Source organism: Pseudomonas sp. A25(2017) (assembly GCF_002001065.1).
Classification (GTDB): domain Bacteria; phylum Pseudomonadota; class Gammaproteobacteria; order Pseudomonadales; family Pseudomonadaceae; genus Aquipseudomonas; species Aquipseudomonas kilonensis.
Genome location: NZ_MUOA01000044.1, coordinates 57,427 through 75,388, shown reverse-complemented (window position 1 = coordinate 75,388; position 17,962 = coordinate 57,427). Strand labels below are relative to the sequence as shown.

16 protein-coding genes are annotated in these 17,962 nt (G+C 62.2%); 11 read left to right on the top strand and 5 right to left on the bottom strand.

Features of this window, described 5'->3' with window-relative positions; all coding sequences use genetic code 11:
• Positions 1 to 108: 108 nt before the first annotated feature.
• Positions 109 to 819, bottom strand: coding sequence for a tellurite resistance TerB family protein (locus B0E42_RS05420; protein WP_077505907.1), 711 nt, complete (start codon positions 817 to 819; stop codon positions 109 to 111).
• 182 nt (positions 820 to 1,001) lie between these two features.
• Here B0E42_RS05420 and B0E42_RS05415 point away from each other — a divergent pair, with 182 nt between their 5' ends.
• From B0E42_RS05415 to B0E42_RS05375, 9 genes are all read left to right on the top strand, one after another.
• Entirely contained in the window at positions 1,002 to 1,916 is a 915-nt protein-coding gene (locus B0E42_RS05415; RefSeq protein WP_018611075.1) for a LysR family transcriptional regulator, read from the top strand.
• A gap of 201 nt (positions 1,917 to 2,117) precedes the next feature.
• A complete protein-coding gene (locus B0E42_RS05410) occupies positions 2,118 to 3,575 on the top strand; it encodes a gamma-aminobutyraldehyde dehydrogenase (protein WP_077505905.1) in 1,458 nt (485 codons plus the stop codon).
• Between the two features lie 90 nt (positions 3,576 to 3,665).
• The gene (gene ydcS, locus B0E42_RS05405; protein ID WP_077505903.1) at positions 3,666 to 4,817 is read left to right on the top strand and encodes a putative ABC transporter substrate-binding protein YdcS; all 1,152 of its coding nucleotides are present in this window, start codon (positions 3,666 to 3,668) and stop codon (positions 4,815 to 4,817) included.
• A gap of 192 nt (positions 4,818 to 5,009) precedes the next feature.
• Positions 5,010 to 6,047, top strand: a complete 1,038-nt coding sequence (locus B0E42_RS05400) for an ABC transporter ATP-binding protein (RefSeq protein WP_018611080.1) — start codon at positions 5,010 to 5,012, stop codon at positions 6,045 to 6,047.
• Between the two features lies 1 nt (position 6,048).
• Positions 6,049 to 6,996, top strand: a complete 948-nt coding sequence (locus B0E42_RS05395) for an ABC transporter permease (RefSeq protein ID WP_018611082.1) — start codon at positions 6,049 to 6,051, stop codon at positions 6,994 to 6,996.
• On the top strand, positions 6,986 to 7,804 hold the full coding sequence (locus B0E42_RS05390; protein ID WP_018611084.1) for an ABC transporter permease: 819 nt from the start codon (positions 6,986 to 6,988) through the stop codon (positions 7,802 to 7,804). Before B0E42_RS05395 ends, B0E42_RS05390 begins: the two co-directional genes overlap by 11 nt.
• A 126-nt stretch (positions 7,805 to 7,930) precedes the next feature.
• Entirely contained in the window at positions 7,931 to 9,355 is a 1,425-nt protein-coding gene (locus tag B0E42_RS05385; RefSeq protein ID WP_077506040.1) for a gamma-aminobutyraldehyde dehydrogenase, read from the top strand.
• 146 nt (positions 9,356 to 9,501) lie between these two features.
• Positions 9,502 to 9,765, top strand: coding sequence for a CopG family ribbon-helix-helix protein (locus B0E42_RS05380; protein WP_003198119.1), 264 nt, complete (start codon positions 9,502 to 9,504; stop codon positions 9,763 to 9,765).
• Positions 9,728 to 10,027 (top strand): type II toxin-antitoxin system RelE/ParE family toxin, encoded by a 300-nt coding sequence (locus B0E42_RS05375; RefSeq protein WP_077505901.1) that lies wholly within the window; start codon positions 9,728 to 9,730, stop codon positions 10,025 to 10,027. Before B0E42_RS05380 ends, B0E42_RS05375 begins: the two co-directional genes overlap by 38 nt.
• A 28-nt stretch (positions 10,028 to 10,055) precedes the next feature.
• Here the strand turns inward: B0E42_RS05375 and B0E42_RS05370 are convergent, their stop codons facing one another.
• Positions 10,056 to 10,241: a hypothetical protein gene (locus B0E42_RS05370; protein ID WP_003198116.1), complete on the bottom strand. Its 186-nt coding sequence runs from the start codon at positions 10,239 to 10,241 to the stop codon at positions 10,056 to 10,058.
• 361 nt (positions 10,242 to 10,602) lie between these two features.
• On the opposite strand from B0E42_RS05370, the gene B0E42_RS05365 reads away from it, so the two are divergent.
• Entirely contained in the window at positions 10,603 to 12,228 is a 1,626-nt protein-coding gene (locus tag B0E42_RS05365; RefSeq protein WP_077505899.1) for a glucan biosynthesis protein D, read from the top strand.
• Positions 12,229 to 12,430: 202 nt separating this feature from the next.
• On the opposite strand, the gene B0E42_RS05360 is transcribed toward B0E42_RS05365, so the two are convergent.
• The 3 genes from B0E42_RS05360 to B0E42_RS05350 form a co-directional block, all read right to left on the bottom strand.
• Positions 12,431 to 13,537, bottom strand: coding sequence for an NADH:flavin oxidoreductase/NADH oxidase (locus B0E42_RS05360; RefSeq protein ID WP_024616782.1), 1,107 nt, complete (start codon positions 13,535 to 13,537; stop codon positions 12,431 to 12,433).
• 395 nt (positions 13,538 to 13,932) lie between these two features.
• Positions 13,933 to 15,642: a single-stranded-DNA-specific exonuclease RecJ gene (gene recJ / locus B0E42_RS05355; protein WP_077505897.1), complete on the bottom strand. Its 1,710-nt coding sequence runs from the start codon at positions 15,640 to 15,642 to the stop codon at positions 13,933 to 13,935.
• A 177-nt stretch (positions 15,643 to 15,819) separates the two neighbouring features.
• A complete protein-coding gene (locus B0E42_RS05350) occupies positions 15,820 to 16,362 on the bottom strand; it encodes a YaeQ family protein (protein ID WP_018611098.1) in 543 nt (180 codons plus the stop codon).
• Between the two features lie 147 nt (positions 16,363 to 16,509).
• Here B0E42_RS05350 and B0E42_RS05345 point away from each other — a divergent pair, with 147 nt between their 5' ends.
• Positions 16,510 to 17,709: a CaiB/BaiF CoA-transferase family protein gene (locus tag B0E42_RS05345; protein WP_018611099.1), complete on the top strand. Its 1,200-nt coding sequence runs from the start codon at positions 16,510 to 16,512 to the stop codon at positions 17,707 to 17,709.
• The last annotated feature ends 253 nt before the right edge of the window (positions 17,710 to 17,962 follow it).

Below are 17,962 nucleotides of genomic sequence, written 5' to 3'. Positions count from 1 at the left end.
GGGAGCGGGCTTGCTCGCGAAAACGGTGCATCAGTCGACATTTCCATTGACTGACACACCGCCTTCGCGAGCAAGCCCGCTCCCACAGGGGAATGAGTTGGGACTGATCTATACAGTCGCCTGGCGTACCTGTTTCTCCAACTCCACCTTCAACCCCGGATCCAGCTTGAGTTGGCGCGCCAGTTCGTCGAGGTAGGACTTCTCCATGAAGTTTTCCTCGTCCACCAGCATCACGCTGGCGATGTACATTTCCGCCGCCATTTCCGGGGTGCTGGCGGCGCGGGCGACGTCGGTGGGGTCCAGGGGCTTGTTGAGTTCGGCGTGCAGCCAGTGTTGCAGTTCCTGGTCGTTATCGAGCTTGGTGAACTCGCCTTCGATCAACTGCCGTTCACGCTCATCCACGTGACCGTCGGCCTTGGCCGCCGCCACCAGCGCCTTGAGGATCGCCTGGCTATGCTGCTCGACCTGCGCCGCAGGCACGCGGTCGAGGGTCTGCGGTTCGGTTTTCGGTGCGTTGCCCTGTTGGGCCTGCCAGTTGCCATAGGCTTTGTAGGCGATCACGCCCAAGGCAGCCAGGCCACCATAGGCCAGGGCCTTGCCGCCGAAGCTGCGGGCTTTCTTGTTGCCCAGCAACAGGCCCATGGCCCCGGCGGCCAGTGCCCCGCCGCCCGCGCCGGAAAGCATCCCGCCCAAGTTGCCGGAGCCACCGAGCAACCCGCCCAGACCGCCGGACGACTTGCCTTGGGAACCGCCAGCCTTGTTCTGCAACATTTCCTGGCCGGACTTGAGAAGCTGATCGAGCAATCCACGGGTGTTCATTTGTCGTCTCCACATTTCGGGTCAACGTAAGGCCACCAGCCTAGATCGAAAGTGCCCCGGCGCCTCCGGCGAGATTGCTTCCAGATGTTGCCTGGCTCATTCAAAGACGCGCTCACCTACCCTTCTAAAAAAACGATATACACTCCAGCACATCGATAAAATCGCCCACTGGGTATTCGACCATGATGACCCTGCGTCAGATCCGTCATTTCATCGCCGTGGCTGAAACCGGCTCCATCTCCGCCGCTGCGCAAACGGCATTCATTTCCCAGTCCACCCTGACCCTGGCCATCCAGCAGTTGGAACAGGAAATCGGCGTCAGCCTGTTCAACCGCCACGCCAAAGGCATGACCCTGACCCACCAGGGCCATCAATTCCTGCGCCAGGCCCATCTGATCCTGGCCACCGTCGACAACGCCAAGCGCAGCCTGCAGCAAAGCACCGACCAGGTCGCCGGCCAAGTCACCATCGGCGTCACCAGCCTGGTCGCCGGTTATTACCTGGCGGACCTGCTGACCCGCTTCCAGCGCGCCTATCCCAACGTGGAAATCCGCGTGATGGAAGACGAACGCCCGTACATCGAGCATTTGCTGGTCAGCGGCGAAATCGATGTCGGGGTGTTGATCCTGTCCAACCTGGAAGACCGCCACGCCTTGCAGACCGAAGTCCTGACGCATTCGCCCCACCGCTTGTGGCTGCCGGCGCAGCACCCGCTGCTGGAGCACGACAGCATCAACCTGGCCGACGTGGCCCGCGAGCCGCTGATCCAACTGAACGTCGATGAAATGGACCGTAACGCCCAGCGCCTGTGGCGCGGTGCCGGCCTGCAACCGAAGATCACCCTGCGTACGGCCTCGACCGAAGCGGTGCGCAGCCTGGTGGCAGCGGGGCTGGGCGTATCGATCCAACCGGACATGACCTACCGCCCCTGGTCGCTGGAAGGCGACATCATCGAAGCGCGACCGATTGCCGACCTCAACCAGACCCTCGACGTCGGCTTGGCCTGGCGCCGAGGCACGGCTCGACCGGCGTCGGTCGACCCGTTCCTGGCCGTCGCCCGGGAACAGCCCCATGGCGGGCGAAAGCCATCTATTTAATCGAACGCAGCCTTGAGTATTTCGAATTTGTCGGCCTTAAGGCCGAGCACTAGTCTTGCTGCACCACCGCAATCCATTGTGGGAGCGAGCCTGCTCGCGAAGCGGTGTTACAGATAGACCGCTATCGCGAGCAGGCTCGCTCCCACAGGTTTTGTGTTGTAACTGATAGCAGTAGTCACTTCCAAAAAAGAGAAGGCGAACATGGCTGGCACGCAAACCCCGTTGTGCACCACGTTGCTGATCAACGGGGAACTCGTTCCCGGTGAAGGCATTGTCGAGCCGATCCTCAACCCGGCCACCGGTGAAGTCGTGGCTCACATCGCCGAGGCCAGTACCGAGCAGGTCGAAGCCGCGATCCTCGCCGCCCATCAGGCCTTCGACGGCTGGTCGCGCACCACGCCGCAACAACGCTCGAACCTGCTGCTGGACATCGCCAGCGCCATCGAAAAGAACGCCGATGAGCTGGCCCGCCTCGAATCCCTGAACTGCGGCAAGCCGCTGCACCTGGCGCGCCAGGACGACCTCAGTGCGACGGTAGATGTATTCCGTTTCTTCGCCGGCGCCGTGCGCTGCCAGACCGGCCAGCTCAGTGGCGAATACTTGCCCGGCTACACCAGCATGGTGCGTCGCGACCCGATTGGCGTGGTGGCGTCCATTGCACCGTGGAATTACCCGATCATGATGGCCGCGTGGAAAATCGCCCCGGCCCTGGCCGCCGGCAATACGTTGGTGTTCAAGCCATCGGAGCACACGCCGCTGTCGATCCTCGCCCTGGCGCCGACACTGGCCCAGATCCTGCCACGAGGCGTCATCAACATCCTCTGCGGGGGCGGCGAAGGTGTCGGCAGCCATCTGGTCAGCCATCCCAAGGTGCGCATGGTCTCGCTGACCGGCGATATCGTCACCGGGCAGAAGATCCTCCAGGCAGCAGCGAAAACCCTCAAGCGCACGCACCTGGAGCTGGGCGGCAAGGCGCCAGTGATCGTGTGCAACGATGCCGACATCCAGGCCGTGGTCGAAGGCGTGCGCACCTACGGTTATTACAACGCTGGGCAGGATTGCACGGCGGCGTGTCGGATCTACGCCCAAGGCGCAATTCACGACCGTCTGGTGGCCGAACTCGGCGCGGCGGTCAGCAGCCTGCGCTTTGCCGGCAAGCGCGACGCCGACAATGAGATCGGCCCGCTGATCAGCACCCGCCAGCGCGACCGCGTGGCCAGTTTTGTCGAACGCGCCCTCGGCCAACCACACATCGAACGCATTACCGGCGCGGCGGTGCATTCCGGCGCCGGTTTCTACTACCAGCCCACGCTGCTGGCCGGCTGCAAGCAAAGCGACGAAATCGTCCAGCGCGAAGTGTTCGGCCCGGTCGTCACCGTGACCCGCTTCGACGAACTCAGCCAGGCGGTGGACTGGGCCAACGACTCCGAATACGGCCTGGCGTCCTCGGTATGGACGCAGAACCTGGACAAGGCCATGCAGGTGGCGGCGCGCCTGCAATACGGCTGCACCTGGATCAACAGCCATTTCATGCTGGTCAGCGAAATGCCCCACGGCGGCCTGAAACGTTCGGGCTACGGCAAAGACCTGTCCAGCGATTCGCTCCAGGACTACAGCGTGGTGCGCCACATCATGGCCCGCCACGGCCAGCATCTGTAGATAACAGCACTACTCTAATAACAGGCCATCCATGGCGCTTCACCCTGTTCGAACACTGCCCCGACCATAATTAAAGCAAGAGGGATTTCCATGTACGCGCACAAGACCGTATTGCTCAGCGCAATCACCACGACGCTGCTGACCAGCGTCAGCCTCCAGGCCGCCGAACCACTCAAGGCCGTTGGCGCCGGCGAAGGCCAACTGGATATCGTCGCCTGGCCGGGTTACATCGAACGCGGCGAAAGCGACAAGGCCTACGATTGGGTCACCGGTTTCGAGAAGGAAACCGGTTGCAAGGTCAATGTGAAAACCGCCGCCACCTCTGACGAAATGGTCAGCCTGATGACCAAGGGTGGCTACGACCTGGTCACCGCCTCGGGCGACGCCTCGTTGCGGCTGATTGCCGGCAAGCGCGTGCAGCCGATCAACACCGCACTGATCAGCAACTGGAAAAACCTCGACCCGCGCCTCAAGGATGCGCCGTGGTACGTGGTCAACCAGCAGACCTACGGCACCCCGTACCAGTGGGGCCCGAACGTGCTGATGTACAACACCGAGGTGTTCAAGCAGGCGCCCACCAGTTGGAGCGTGCTGTTCAGCGCCCAGGACTTGCCCGACGGCAAGCCGAACAAGGGGCGCGTGCAAGCCTACGATGGCCCGATCTACATCGCCGACGCGGCGCTGTACCTCAAGACCGCCAAGCCTGAGCTGGGCATCAAGGACCCGTACCAACTCGACGAAACCCAGTACAAGGCCGTGCTGGAAGTGCTACGGGCCCAGCAGCCGTTGATCCACCGCTACTGGCACGACACCACCGTGCAGATGAGCGATTTCAAGAACGAAGGCGTGGTGGCGTCCGGCGCCTGGCCGTATCAGGTCAACGGCTTGATGAACGAAAAACAACCGATCGCCTCGACCATTCCGAAAGAAGGCGCCACCGGCTGGGCCGACACCACGATGTTGCACGCCGAGGCCAAGCACCCCAACTGCGCGTACAAATGGATGGACTGGTCGCTGCAACCGAAAGTCCAGGGTGACGTCGCCGCGTGGTTCGGCTCGTTGCCGGCGGTGCCGGCGGCGTGCAAGGGCAGCGAACTGCTGGGCGCCGAGGGCTGCAAGACCAACGGTTTCGATCAGTTCGACAAGATCGCCTTCTGGAAAACCCCACAGGCCGAGGGCGGCAAGTTCGTGCCGTACAGCCGCTGGACCCAGGACTACATTGCGATCATGGGTGGGCGTTAAACCCAATCAGTCGGTGTAGTTCACTGTGTGGGAGTAAGGCTTGCCCGCGATGAAGATAATGCGGTCTCCCGGGGAACCGAGGCGCCTGTATCGCGAGCAAGCTTTGCTCCCACAGCACTGCTCCCACAGGTTTGGTGCACGGCAACTCACCTCCGATCCAACAGCAGTCGCGCTTTTTTGGAGCCCCGCACCATGACGCTTGCAGTCCAATTCACCCAGGTATCCCGTCAATTTGGCGAAGTGAAAGCCGTTGACCGGGTTTGCATCGACATCCAGGACGGCGAGTTCTTTTCGATGCTGGGCCCGTCCGGTTCGGGCAAGACCACCTGCCTGCGACTGATCGCCGGGTTCGAACAACCCAGTGCCGGCTCGATCCGCATCCACGGCGAAGAGGCCACCGGGCTTGCGCCGTACCAGCGGGACGTCAACACGGTGTTCCAGGATTACGCCCTCTTCCCCCATATGAACGTGCGCGACAACGTGGCCTACGGCCTGAAAGTCAAAGGCGTCGCCAAGGCCGAGCGCATCAAGCGCGCCGACGAAGCGCTGGAGATGGTTGCCCTGGGCGGTTACGGCGAACGCAAGCCGGTGCAGCTCTCCGGCGGCCAGCGTCAACGGGTGGCCCTGGCCCGCGCGTTGGTCAATCGCCCGCGAGTGTTGCTGCTCGATGAACCTTTGGGCGCCCTCGACCTGAAGCTGCGCGAACAGATGCAGGGCGAATTGAAGAAGCTGCAACGCCAGCTGGGCATCACCTTCATTTTCGTCACCCACGACCAGACCGAGGCGCTGTCGATGTCCGACCGCGTGGCGGTGTTCAACAAGGGCCGCATCGAACAGGTCGACACCCCACGCAACCTGTACATGAAACCGGCGACCACCTTCGTCGCCGAATTCGTCGGCACCTCCAACGTGATCCGTGGCGAGCTGGCCCGGGAACTGAGCGGTTATCCACAGCCGTTCTCGATTCGCCCGGAACACGTGCGTTTCGCCGAGGGCCCGTTGGCCAGTGGTGAGATCGAAGTCCACGGCCTGCTGCACGACATCCAGTACCAGGGCAGCGCCACGCGCTACGAGTTGAAGCTTGCCAACGGCCAGACCCTGAACCTCAGCCAGGCCAACACCCAGTGGCTCGACAACACAGCCCAGCACCAGACCGGCCAGCACCTGAGCGTACGCTGGGCCCGGGAGGCGATGGTCGCGCTGCACGACACCGTCAGTGGCGAGGTGTGAGATGAACACCCTGGCCATCGCTCAAACGCCCACGCCCGGTTCACCGTTGCGACGCTTTTCCAACCTGCTGTACCGGCGCCCCAACCTGTACCTGTCGATGTTGCTGGTGCCGCCGCTGATCTGGTTCGGCGCGATCTACCTGGGCTCGCTGCTGACCTTGCTGTGGCAGGGTTTCTACACCTTCGACGACTTCACCATGGCGGTCACGCCGGACCTGACCCTGGCGAATTTCGCGGCGCTGTTCCAGCCGTCGAACTTCGACATCATTTTGCGCACCCTGAGCATGGCGATAGCGGTGTCCATCGCCAGCGCCATCGTCGCGTTCCCGATTGCCTACTACATGGCGCGCTACACCAGTGGCAAGACCAAGGCGTTTTTCTACATCGCGGTGATGCTGCCGATGTGGGCCAGCTATATCGTCAAGGCCTATGCCTGGACGCTGCTGCTGGCCAAGGGTGGCGTGGCGCAATGGTTCGTCCAGCACCTGGGCCTGGGGCCGGTGTTGCAGTTCGTGCTGGGGATCCCGGGCGTGGGTGGCAGCACCTTGTCCACCTCACACCTGGGGCGTTTTCTGGTATTCGTCTACATCTGGCTGCCGTTCATGATCCTGCCGATCCAGGCGTCCCTGGAGCGTCTGCCGCCATCGCTGCTGCAAGCCTCGGCCGACCTGGGCGCCAGGCCACACCAGACGTTCATGCAGGTGATCCTGCCGCTGTCGATCCCCGGCATCGCCGCCGGCTCGATCTTCACCTTCTCGCTGACCCTGGGGGATTTCATCGTGCCCCAGTTGGTGGGCCCGCCGGGCTACTTCGTCGGCAGCATGGTCTACGCCCAGCAAGGCGCCATCGGCAACATGCCCATGGCCGCGGCGTTCACCCTGGTGCCCATCGTGCTGATCGCCCTGTATTTATCCATCGTCAAGCGACTGGGAGCTTTCGATGCACTCTGACTCTCAAGACCGGGCCTCGTGGGGCTTGCGGATCGCGGCGTGGGGCGGGCTGGTGTTCCTGCATTTCCCGATCCTGATCATCTTCCTCTACGCCTTCAATACCGAGGACGCCGCGTTCAGCTTCCCGCCCAAGGGCCTGACCCTGAAGTGGTTCAGCGTCGCCTTCGCGCGCCCGGATGTGCTGGAGGCGATCAAGCTGTCGTTGCAGGTCGCGGCCATCGCCACGTTGATCGCCATGGTGCTTGGCACCCTGGCCTCGGCGGCGCTGTACCGACGCGATTTCTTCGGCAAGCAAGGCATTTCGCTGATGCTGATCCTGCCGATTGCCTTGCCAGGCATCATCACCGGTATTGCGCTACTGGCGACCTTCAAGACCTTGGGCATCGAACCAGGGATGTTCACCATCGTCGTCGGCCATGCCACTTTCTGCGTGGTGATCGTCTACAACAACGTCATCGCCCGCCTGCGCCGCACCTCCCACAGCCTGATCGAGGCCTCGATGGACCTGGGGGCCGACGGCTGGCAGACCTTTCGCTACATCATCTTGCCCAACCTGGGGTCGGCACTGCTGGCCGGCGGGATGCTGGCGTTTGCGCTGTCATTCGACGAGATCATCGTCACCACCTTCACCGCCGGCCACGAACGCACCTTGCCGCTGTGGCTGCTCAACCAACTCAGCCGCCCTCGCGATGTGCCAGTGACCAACGTGGTGGCGATGCTGGTGATGATGGTCACGATGGTGCCGATATTGGGCGCGTATTACCTGACCCGAGGCGGTGAGAGCGTGGCCGGTAGCGGCGGGAAATAAACCAAGTACTGACGATGACGACCCAATGTGGGAGCGAGCCTGCTCGCGATGGCGTTTCTGAAAGCGCCAAAAGCATCGCGAGCAGGCTCGCTCCCACAGAAAAGCAAGAATCAAGAGGACATGGACATGCAAACCAAACTGCTGATCAACGGCCATCTGGTGAACGGCGAAGGCCCTGGCCAGGCGGTGTTCAACCCATCGCTGGGCCGGGTGCTGGTGGAGATCAATGAAGCCAGCGAAGCTCAGGTCGATGCCGCCGTGCGCGCCGCCGATGCCGCCTTCGAGGCCTGGTCGCAAGTGCCGCCCAAGGACCGTTCCCTGTTGCTGCTCAAGCTGGCCGATGCCATCGAAGCCCACGGCGAAGAACTGGCGGAACTGGAGTCGGACAACTGTGGCAAACCCTTGAGTGCCGCGCTGAACGACGAGATCCCGGCGATTGCCGACGTGTTCCGCTTCTTTGCCGGCGCCAGCCGCTGCATGAGTGGTTCGGCAGGCGGCGAATACCTGCCGGGGCACACCTCGATGATCCGCCGCGACCCGGTGGGCGTCATCGCCTCCATCGCGCCGTGGAACTACCCGCTGATGATGGTCGCCTGGAAAATCGCCCCGGCCCTGGCGGCCGGCAATACCGTGGTGCTCAAGCCGTCGGAGCAGACCCCGCTGACGGCGCTGCGCCTGGCGGAACTGGCGTCGGAAATTTTCCCGGCCGGCGTGCTCAACGTGATATTCGGTCGTGGGCAAACCGTCGGCAACCCGCTGGTCACCCACCCGAAAGTGCGCATGGTGTCGCTGACCGGCTCCATCGCCACTGGCTCGAACATCATTTCCAGCACATCCGACAGCGTCAAACGCATGCACATGGAACTGGGCGGCAAGGCCCCGGTGATCATTTTCGACGACGCCGATATTGACGCGGCGGTGGAAGGCATTCGCACTTTCGGCTTCTACAACGCCGGGCAGGACTGCACCGCCGCCTGCCGCATCTATGCCCAGAAAGGCATTTACGAGCAGTTCGTCGAGAAGCTCGGCGCCGCGGTGGGGAGCATCAAGTACGGCCTGCAGAACGCACCAGACACCGAGATGGGCCCGCTGATCACCGCCCAGCACCGCGACCGCGTGGCCGGTTTCGTCGAACGGGCCATCGCCCAGTCGCATATCCGCCTGATCACCGGCGGCAAGGCCGTCGACGGCAACGGGTTTTTCTTCGAGCCGACGGTGCTGGCCGACGCCCAGCAGGATGACGAAATCGTCCGTCGGGAAGTCTTCGGGCCAGTGGTGTCCGTCACGCAATTCCTCGACGAGGCACAAGTGCTGGCCTGGGCCAACGATTCGGACTACGGCCTGGCCTCATCGGTGTGGACCGCCGACATCGGCCGTGCCCATCGCCTGTCGGCCCGCCTGCAATATGGCTGCACCTGGGTGAACACCCACTTCATGCTCGTCAGCGAAATGCCCCATGGCGGTCAGAAACGTTCCGGCTATGGCAAGGACATGTCCATGTATGGGCTGGAGGATTACACGGTGGTGCGGCATGTGATGTTCAAGCATTGACGCCAAGACAACCTTGGCAACACATGCCCACGCCTGCCCCGCGTTCGTCCTGCTAAGGTTTTCGTCGATCGGTGCACGCTCGCCGGTTGACGCAAATCCTGGCAGCACCTAGGGTGTCTACAACGTATACACCTTGGAGATCAGCCATGGCCTCGCCCGTTTTGTCCTTTCGTGTGGAAGAAGGTCTGGCCCAACAGCTGGACTTGCTGGCCGCCGCCACCGACCGCGACCGTCAGTATCACCTCAAGCGTGCACTGGTCCGATATGTGGAGGCCGAATCCTGGCATCTGCAAGCCATCAGCGAAGGCATAGCCGATGCCGACGCTGGAAACCTGACCGATCTGGACGCCGTGAAGGCTAAGTGGGCAAAACGTGCCGAGCATCGTACTGACCGACAAAGCACAGAGTGACCTCTACTCGATCCACGAACATTACCAAAGCGCCATCGGTGCAGAAGGCGCCGATGCCGTCATCAGCGCCATCCTGGAGACACTGCGCCAACTGCAACGCTTTCCCGGCTCGGGGCGTCCGTCAGTCGTTCCTGATATTCGAGAGCTGGTACTGACGCGCTACCCATTCGTAGCCCCCTACCGGCTCATGCATGGGCAACTGCAGGTCTTGCGGATACTGCACCAGCGCACCGAACGTCCCCAGGACTGGTCGTTGGAGTGATGTCGGCCGGTGCTCCCCGCCCCGGCCGCTAAAACCGCGAAACACTGCGCATCGCATCCACCAGATAGCGCATGGCGATGCGGTCGTTTTCCGACAACTCCCGATAGCGCTCCACCAGTCTCAATTCTTCCAGGCTGAGCCGGCGTGTCCTGCGTGGGTTGGTCAGGCCTGGAAAGATCCCCAGCATTTCGGTAATGCCCTGTATTTTTGTCATGAGTTGTCCTTCTTTACGTCGAGGTTGACCTGATAACGCCGTCTGAATCCGGGTTAGATCGCCTATCACGCTAAAGAATAGGGAGGATTCAAAGCGTGAAAAGGGAGTTTTAGAGTAATTAGTCAAAAAAAGTCAGAATCGACATAAAAAAAGAAATAACTGTAAGAAAATTTGACCAAGCCACGCTTTCCTTGCTCTCAAAGCCCGTATTTCCCCTATGATTTTGCGCCTCGGTGAACCGATCCTGCTCTCAGGCATCTGTTCTAACGTTCGTCGCGTTTGGCCAAAGGCATGTCCGAACTCATTTATCAGTCTCTGTAGCCAGGATCGGCTCGGGACTGTTTCGAGAAAGGTTGTATTTATGCACCGCAGGAATCTGCTCAAGGCCTCCATGGCCTTCGCCGCCTACACTGGGCTGTCGGCCTCCGGCCTCATGGCCGCACGCGCCTGGGCCGCCGATCAGACTGCCGACGGCGAAGCCCGCCCCTTCGATTTCAACGGTTTGAAGGATCAGGCCAAGCGGCTGGCCGAGAGCCGCTATGTCGACACCAAGCAAGTCCTGCCAGAAACCCTGGCCCAAATGTCGCCGCTGCAGTTCAACGCCATCCAGTACGACGTCAATCACTCGCTGTGGAATGAGCTGGACGGGCAACTGGACGCACAATTCTTCCACGTCGGCATGGGCTTCAAGCAGCCGGTGCGCATGTACAGCGTCGACCCGAAGACGCGCATGGCCCGTGAGGTGCACTTCCGCCCGGAGCTGTTCAACTATGAGAAAACCACGGTCAACACCTCGCAATTGAAGGGTGACCTGGGCTTCGCCGGCTTTCGCGTCTTCAAGGCGCCGGAGCTGGACCGGCACGACATCCTTTCGTTCCTGGGGGCCAGCTACTTCCGCGCCGTGGATGCCAGCGGCCAGTACGGGCTGTCGGCCCGCGGTTTGGCCATCGACACCTATGCGAAGAAGCGCGAGGAGTTCCCGGACTTCACCAAGTTCTGGTTTGAAACCCCGGACAAGAACAGCACCCGCTTCGTGGTCTATGCCCTGCTCGACTCCCCCAGCGCCACCGGTGCCTATCGGTTTGACATCGATTGCCAGCCGACCCGGGTGGTGATGGAGATCGACGCGCACGTCAATGCCCGTACTGCCATCGAGCAACTGGGCATCGCCCCCATGACCAGCATGTTCAGCTGTGGCACCGTCGAACGGCGCATGTGCGACACCATTCACCCGCAAATCCACGATTCCGACCGACTGGCCATGTGGCGCGGCAACGGCGAGTGGGTGTGCCGGCCGTTGAACAACCCCGCCACCCTGCAATTCAACGCCTTCGCCGACAAGGACCCGAAAGGTTTCGGCCTGGTGCAGACCGACCACGACTTTGCCAGCTACCAGGACACCGTGGACTGGTACAGCAAGCGCCCAAGCCTGTGGGTCGAACCGACGACGGCCTGGGGCGAAGGCTCGGTCGGCTTGCTGGAGATTCCTACCACCGGCGAAACCCTGGACAACATTGTCGCGTTCTGGACGCCGAAAAAACCGGTGGCCGCCGGCGACTCGCTGAACTATGGCTACAAGCTCTACTGGAGCGCACTGCCGCCGGTCAGCACCGACCTGGCCCACGTCGACGCCACCCGCTCAGGCATGGGCGGTTTCATCGAAGGCTGGGCACCGGGCGAGCATTACCCGACCGTCTGGGCCCGTCGCTTTGCCGTGGACTTCAGCGGCGGCGGCCTCGACCAACTGCCGCCGGGCACCGGTATCGAACCCGTGGTGACCTGCTCCCATGGCGAAGTGAAGGACTTCAACGTGTTGGTGCTGGATGCAATCAAGGGCTACCGCATCACATTCGACTGGTACCCGACCGACGACAGTGTAGAGCCGGTGCAGATGCGCCTGTTCATTCGCACCAAGGACCGGACCTTGAGCGAGACCTGGTTGTACCAGTACTTCCCGCCGGCGCCGGACAAGCGCAAGTATCCCTGATAGGGATCGGGTGTCTGGGCTGGCCCTATCGCGAGCAGGCTCGCTCCCACAGTAGTTTCGTGTCGTTCACATAACCTGTGATCCACACTCAACCCTGTGGGAGCGAGCCTGCTCGCGATGAGGCCGGTACAAACACTAAAAATTCCAGACAAACAAAAGCTCCGGCCAATGACGACCGGGGCTTTTTTGTTTTACCAAACACTCAATCGCGCAAATCCGACTCATGAATCGGCTGGTCCCGATGCGTGGCCCGCTGGTACTGCGCCGGCCACGTGGCCTTGCGGCCGCCCAGGTCATCATCGGCATGCAAGGCCCAGTACGGATCACGCAACAATTCGCGGGCCAGGAAAATGATATCGGCCTGGCAGGTGCGCAGGATGTGTTCGGCCTGGGCCGGCTCAGTGATCATGCCGACGGTGCCGGTGGCGATTTCCGACTCCTTGCGCACCCGCTCGGCGAAACGGGTCTGGTAACCCGGGCCGGTGGGAATTTCCGCATTCGCCGCCGTGCCGCCCGATGACACATCGATCAGGTCCACCCCCAGCGCCCTGAAGCGCCGCGCCAGCTCCACGGTTTCGTCCGGGTTCCACCCGTCCTCGACCCAATCGGTGGCGGAAACGCGAACGAACACCGGCAGTTCTTCAGGCCATACGGCCCGCACCGCTTCGGTGACTTGCAGCACCAGGCGGATGCGATTTTCGAACGAGCCGCCGTATTGATCGCGCCGCTGATTGCTCAAGGGCGAGAGGAACTGATGCAGCAGATACCCATGGGCCGCGTGAACCTCGACCACTTTGAAGCCGGCCGTGAGGGCGCGCTTGGCCGAATCGACGAAGGCCTGGATCACACCGGCGATCTGCCCGTCGTCCAATTGGACTGGCTGGGTGTGCTGCGGGTCGAAGGCAATCGGCGATGGACCGACCGGCATCCAGCCGCCATCCGCCGGCTTGACGCTGCCATGCTTGCCCAACCAGGGTCGCCAGGTGCTGGCCTTGCGTCCGGCATGGGCCAGTTGTATGCCCGGCACGGCCCCTTGGGCGGTGATGAACCGGGTGATGCGTTGCAAGGGTTCGATCTGTTCATCGTTCCACAGCCCCAGGTCCTGGGCGGTGATGCGGCCGTCGGCGGTAACAGCGGTGGCTTCGGTGAACACCAGGCCGGCACCGCCCACGGCACGGCTGCCCAAGTGCACCAGGTGCCAATCGTTGGCCAGGCCATCGGTGCTCGAATACTGGCACATCGGCGATACCGCGATGCGATTGGGCAGGGTCAATTGGCGAAGGGTATAGGGTTCCAGCAGCAGACTCATGGGGCACCTCTCGAATCAGTGGGCAGGCTCCAGGGTTCTGTTTGAAAAGTCGACGAGTGACAAAAGGTGCAACACCCGCCCCCGCGGGCAAAAAACTCGACAAGACGTCACAAGGGCTATCAAGCAGTGCTTAGAGCCTAGTCGACAACCCGGCAGGACGGAGGGTTCAGAACTTAAAAACCGACGGTGTGGCGAGGGCGCTTGCTCCCGCTTAGGTCGGTCACTGTGTGGCGAGGGGATTTATCCCCGCTCGACTGCGAAGCAGTCGCGAACCCGGCCAACGCCGTTTGACTGGAGAAATGCGGTGCCGGGACATTTTGGGGGCTGCTGCGCAGCCCAGCGGGGATAAATCCCCTCGCCACAAGAAGTCATCACTTAATCGATAGCACTTGTGGCTACCGCGGCTCGATATGGGCAATCATCAATTGCACCGTTTCCTGACCGCGGAACTCGTTGAGGTCGAGCTTGTAGGCCAGTTCCACCCAGCGCACGGTAGGGTTGGGCCAGATCTCGCGGTCGATGCCAAAGGCGATGCCATCAAGCTTCACCGAGCCGCACTCGCTCTTGAGGACGACCTTCAAGTGCCGCTCGCCCACCACGCGCTGTTCGACCAACTGGAACAGGCCGTGGAACATCGGCTCAGGAAAATGCTGGCCCCAGGGGCCGGCGTGGCGCAGTGCCCGGGCCAGTTCCAAGTGGAACTCCTCGACCGCCAGGGTGCCATCCGACAACAGTCGACCGGTCAGGTCTTCTTCACGCAATTGCCGGCGCACTTCCGCGTCGAACGCTTCGGCGAACAACGGAAAATTCGCCTCCGGCAGCGTCAGTCCCGCCGCCATGGCGTGACCGCCGTACTTGCTGATCAGGGTGGGATGCTGCGCCGCCACCACGCTCAGCGCATCGCGAATGTGAAAGCCCGGCACCGAGCGGCCCGAGCCCTTGAGCAAACCGTCCCCGGCATCGGCAAAGGCGATGGTCGGACGGAAATAGCGTTCTTTCATCCGCGAAGCGAGGATGCCGATGACCCCTTGGTGCCACTGCGGATCGAACAGGCACAAACCGAACGGCATCGACTCCACCGGCAGGTCCTTGAGCTGGGCCAGGGCTTCGCGCTGCATGCCCTGCTCGATGGACTTGCGGTCCTGGTTCATGCCGTCCAGTTGCGCGGCCATCTCCCGCGCCAGGGCCGGGTCGTCGGTGAGCAGGCATTCGATGCCCAGGCTCATGTCGTCCAGGCGCCCCGCCGCATTCAGACGCGGCCCGAGGATAAATCCGAGGTCGGTGGAGGTAATCCGTGAAGCATCGCGCTTGGCCACTTCCAGGATTGCCTTGATGCCGGGCCGGGCACGTCCGGCGCGAATCCGTTCCAGGCCTTGGTGCACCAGGATCCGGTTATTCGCGTCCAGGGGCACCACGTCGGCCACGCTGCCCAGGGCCACCAGGTCGAGCAATTCGCCGATGTTCGGTTGGGGTGTGCTGGCATACCAGCCCAGGCTGCGCAGACGCGCCCGCAGCGCCATCAGCACATAGAAAATCACCCCGACACCGGCCAGGGCCTTGCTCGAGAACTCGCAGCCCGGCTGGTTCGGATTGACGATGGCGTCGGCTGCCGGCAGTTCAAGGCCGGGCAAGTGGTGGTCGGTGACCAGCACCTGGAGCCCCGCCGCTTTCGCCGCCGCCACGCCTTCCACACTGGAAATACCGTTATCCACGGTGATCAGCAACTGCGGTTCGCGGGCCAGGGCGACTTCGACGATTTCCGGGGTCAGCCCGTAGCCATATTCGAAGCGATTAGGCACCAGGTAGTCGACATGGGCCGCACCGAGCAGACGCAACCCGAGCATGCCCACGGTGCTGGCGGTCGCGCCATCGGCGTCGAAGTCGCCCACGATCAGGATGCGCTGGCGTTGCTCCAGCGCCGTCACCAACAGATCCACCGCGGCGTCGATCCCCTTGAGCTGCTGGAAGGGAATCAAGCGCGCCAGGCTCTTGTCCAGTTCAGCCTCGGACTGCACGCCACGCGCTGCGTACAGGCGGGTCAACAGGGGCGGCAGGTCACCGAGAAATGGCAGGGTATCGGGCAGTTGGCGGGGTTCTATGCGCATGGGGTGACGAAAACTTCTCTTTAATGGTGAAAATCCTGGTGGCGAGGGAGCTTGGCACTGTAGGAGCTGCCGAAGGCTGCGATCTTTTGATCTTTTGATCTTTCGCTTGAGACTCAAGCGTCAGGGGAAAGATCGCAGCCTCGCTTCGCTCGGCAGCTCCTACAGGGCCCGGTGGGCTCAGCCACGCTCGCCCAGCAACCATTGCAGCTGGACTTCATGTTGGCCACGGTCGTCGGTCACGAAAATCGTGCCCTCACTGATCATCACGTCCCACTTGATCACCCGCGGCATGTCCTGGGCCAGGGTTTCGAGCACTTCCTGGGGTACAGCGGCGATGTTGACGTTTTTCAGGTTCTTGACCGCCGGGATCACCTTGCCTTCCCAGACCCGCAGGCTGCCGTAGGCCAGCAGGCTGGTGCGCTCGGTCCGGCGCGAGCACCAGGTCAGGCGATCGGCATCCGGCTGACCGACTTCGATCCAGTGCAGCACACGGTCATCCAGGCTTTTTTCCCACAGCGCCGGCTCATCGACGTCTGACAGACCACGACCAAACGCCAGCAGTTCGTTGTACCAGAACGCGTAGGCCAACAGGCGCACGGTCATGCGCTCTTCGGTTTCCGAAGGGTGGCGGGCGATGGTCTGCTTCACACTCTCGTACACATTGCGGTCAAGGTCGGTGAGGTTCAGTTCAAACTTATAGGTCGTGGACGGCTGGGCCATGAACGGGCTTCTTGATACGAGGAAAGGCGGCAAGTCTAACCGATGACGCGGGCAATCCACGAATTGCCGACCATCAACCTGCGGCGACCGGCCTTGGCCTATGATAAAACGCTCTATTCGTTCTGCCTTTGTCCTACAGGATCTGTCATGTCGCTTACTGCCAAACCCCTTGCCGGCGTCAAAGTCATCGAACTCGGCACCTTGATCGCCGGGCCCTTCGCCTCGCGCATCTGCGGTGAATTCGGTGCCGAAGTCATCAAGGTCGAATCGCCCGACGGCGGTGACCCCCTGCGCAAGTGGCGCAAGCTGTACGAAGGCACCTCGCTGTGGTGGTTCGTCCAGGCACGCAACAAGAAGTCCCTGACCTTGAACCTCAAGCACCCCGAAGGCCTGGTGATCCTGAAAAAACTGATCGGCGAAGCCGATATCCTGATCGAGAATTTTCGCCCCGGCGTACTGGAAAAGCTCGGCCTGGGCTGGGATGTCCTGCACGCACTGAACCCGAAACTGGTGATGGTGCGGCTTTCGGGCTTCGGCCAGACCGGGCCGATGAAGGATCAACCGGGGTTTGGCGCGGTGGGCGAATCCATGGGCGGCCTGCGCTACATCACCGGGTTCGAAGACCGTCCGCCGGTGCGCACCGGAATTTCCATCGGCGACTCCATCGCCGCCCTCTGGGGCGTGATCGGCGCATTGATGGCCCTGCGTCACCGCGAGATCAACGGCGGAACCGGGCAAGTGGTGGACGTGGCCTTGTACGAGGCGATTTTCGCCATGATGGAAAGCATGGTGCCGGAGTTCGACGTGTTCGGCTTCATCCGTGAGCGCACCGGCAACATCATGCCCGGCATCACCCCCTCGTCCATCCACACCAGCGCTGACGGCAAGCACGTACAGATTGGCGCCAACGGCGACGCGATCTTCAAGCGCTTCATGCAGATCATCGGCCGTGACGACCTGGCCAATGACCCGCAACTGGCCAGCAATGATGGCCGTGACAGCCGCCGCGACGAGCTCTACGGCGTCATCGATCGCTGGGTCAACTCGCTGCCGCTCGATAGCGTTATCGACCAACTGAACCAGGCCGGAGTGCCGGCCAGTCGGATCTTCAGCGCCGAGGATATGTTCAGCGACCCGCAGTTTCTGGCTCGTGAAATGTTCCTGCAGGCCAAGTTGCCCGACGGCAAGGCGTTCAAGATGCCAGGGATCGTACCGAAACTCTCCGACACCCCGGGCACCTCCGAATGGGTCGGGCCGGCGCTGGGTGAACACAACGCACAAGTGCTCGGCGAGCTTGGCTACGACGCACAGCAGATCACCAAACTGCGCGCCGACGGGGCCATTTGACGCTCTGTAGGGGCCAGTCACCGAAGATCAAACGGTGGGAGCGAGCTTGCTCGCGATAGCGTCCGTTCAATCGACTTGATGTTGACTGGCACACCGCAATCGCGAGCAAGCTTTGCTCCCACAGGTCCTGCTCAAACAGATCTGACGGGTGTACGACCGCAAGAGCCAGGCCGGCTGTCAGGCCGCCTCGCGAGCAAGCTTTGCTCCCACAGGTCCTGCTCAAACAGATCTGACGGGTGTACGACCGCAAGAG

What these genes read in the sequence shown, in the direction of transcription:
- B0E42_RS05420 (WP_077505907.1), bottom strand. Translation starts at nt 819, where the DNA reads ATGAACACCCGTGGATTGCTCGATCAGCTTCTCAAGTCCGGCCAGGAA.
- B0E42_RS05395 (WP_018611082.1), top strand. Translation starts at nt 6,049, where the DNA reads ATGAACACCCTGGCCATCGCTCAAACGCCCACGCCCGGTTCACCGTTG.
- B0E42_RS05350 (WP_018611098.1), bottom strand. Translation starts at nt 16,362, where the DNA reads ATGGCCCAGCCGTCCACGACCTATAAGTTTGAACTGAACCTCACCGAC.
- B0E42_RS05380 (WP_003198119.1), top strand. Translation starts at nt 9,502, where the DNA reads ATGGCCTCGCCCGTTTTGTCCTTTCGTGTGGAAGAAGGTCTGGCCCAA.
- B0E42_RS05415 (WP_018611075.1), top strand. Translation starts at nt 1,002, where the DNA reads ATGATGACCCTGCGTCAGATCCGTCATTTCATCGCCGTGGCTGAAACC.
- ydcS (WP_077505903.1), top strand. Translation starts at nt 3,666, where the DNA reads ATGTACGCGCACAAGACCGTATTGCTCAGCGCAATCACCACGACGCTG.
- B0E42_RS05360 (WP_024616782.1), bottom strand. Translation starts at nt 13,537, where the DNA reads ATGAGTCTGCTGCTGGAACCCTATACCCTTCGCCAATTGACCCTGCCC.
- B0E42_RS05400 (WP_018611080.1), top strand. Translation starts at nt 5,010, where the DNA reads ATGACGCTTGCAGTCCAATTCACCCAGGTATCCCGTCAATTTGGCGAA.
- B0E42_RS05365 (WP_077505899.1), top strand. Translation starts at nt 10,603, where the DNA reads ATGCACCGCAGGAATCTGCTCAAGGCCTCCATGGCCTTCGCCGCCTAC.
- B0E42_RS05410 (WP_077505905.1), top strand. Translation starts at nt 2,118, where the DNA reads ATGGCTGGCACGCAAACCCCGTTGTGCACCACGTTGCTGATCAACGGG.
- B0E42_RS05345 (WP_018611099.1), top strand. Translation starts at nt 16,510, where the DNA reads ATGTCGCTTACTGCCAAACCCCTTGCCGGCGTCAAAGTCATCGAACTC.
- recJ (WP_077505897.1), bottom strand. Translation starts at nt 15,642, where the DNA reads ATGCGCATAGAACCCCGCCAACTGCCCGATACCCTGCCATTTCTCGGT.
- B0E42_RS05385 (WP_077506040.1), top strand. Translation starts at nt 7,931, where the DNA reads ATGCAAACCAAACTGCTGATCAACGGCCATCTGGTGAACGGCGAAGGC.
- B0E42_RS05370 (WP_003198116.1), bottom strand. Translation starts at nt 10,241, where the DNA reads ATGACAAAAATACAGGGCATTACCGAAATGCTGGGGATCTTTCCAGGC.
- B0E42_RS05390 (WP_018611084.1), top strand. Translation starts at nt 6,986, where the DNA reads ATGCACTCTGACTCTCAAGACCGGGCCTCGTGGGGCTTGCGGATCGCG.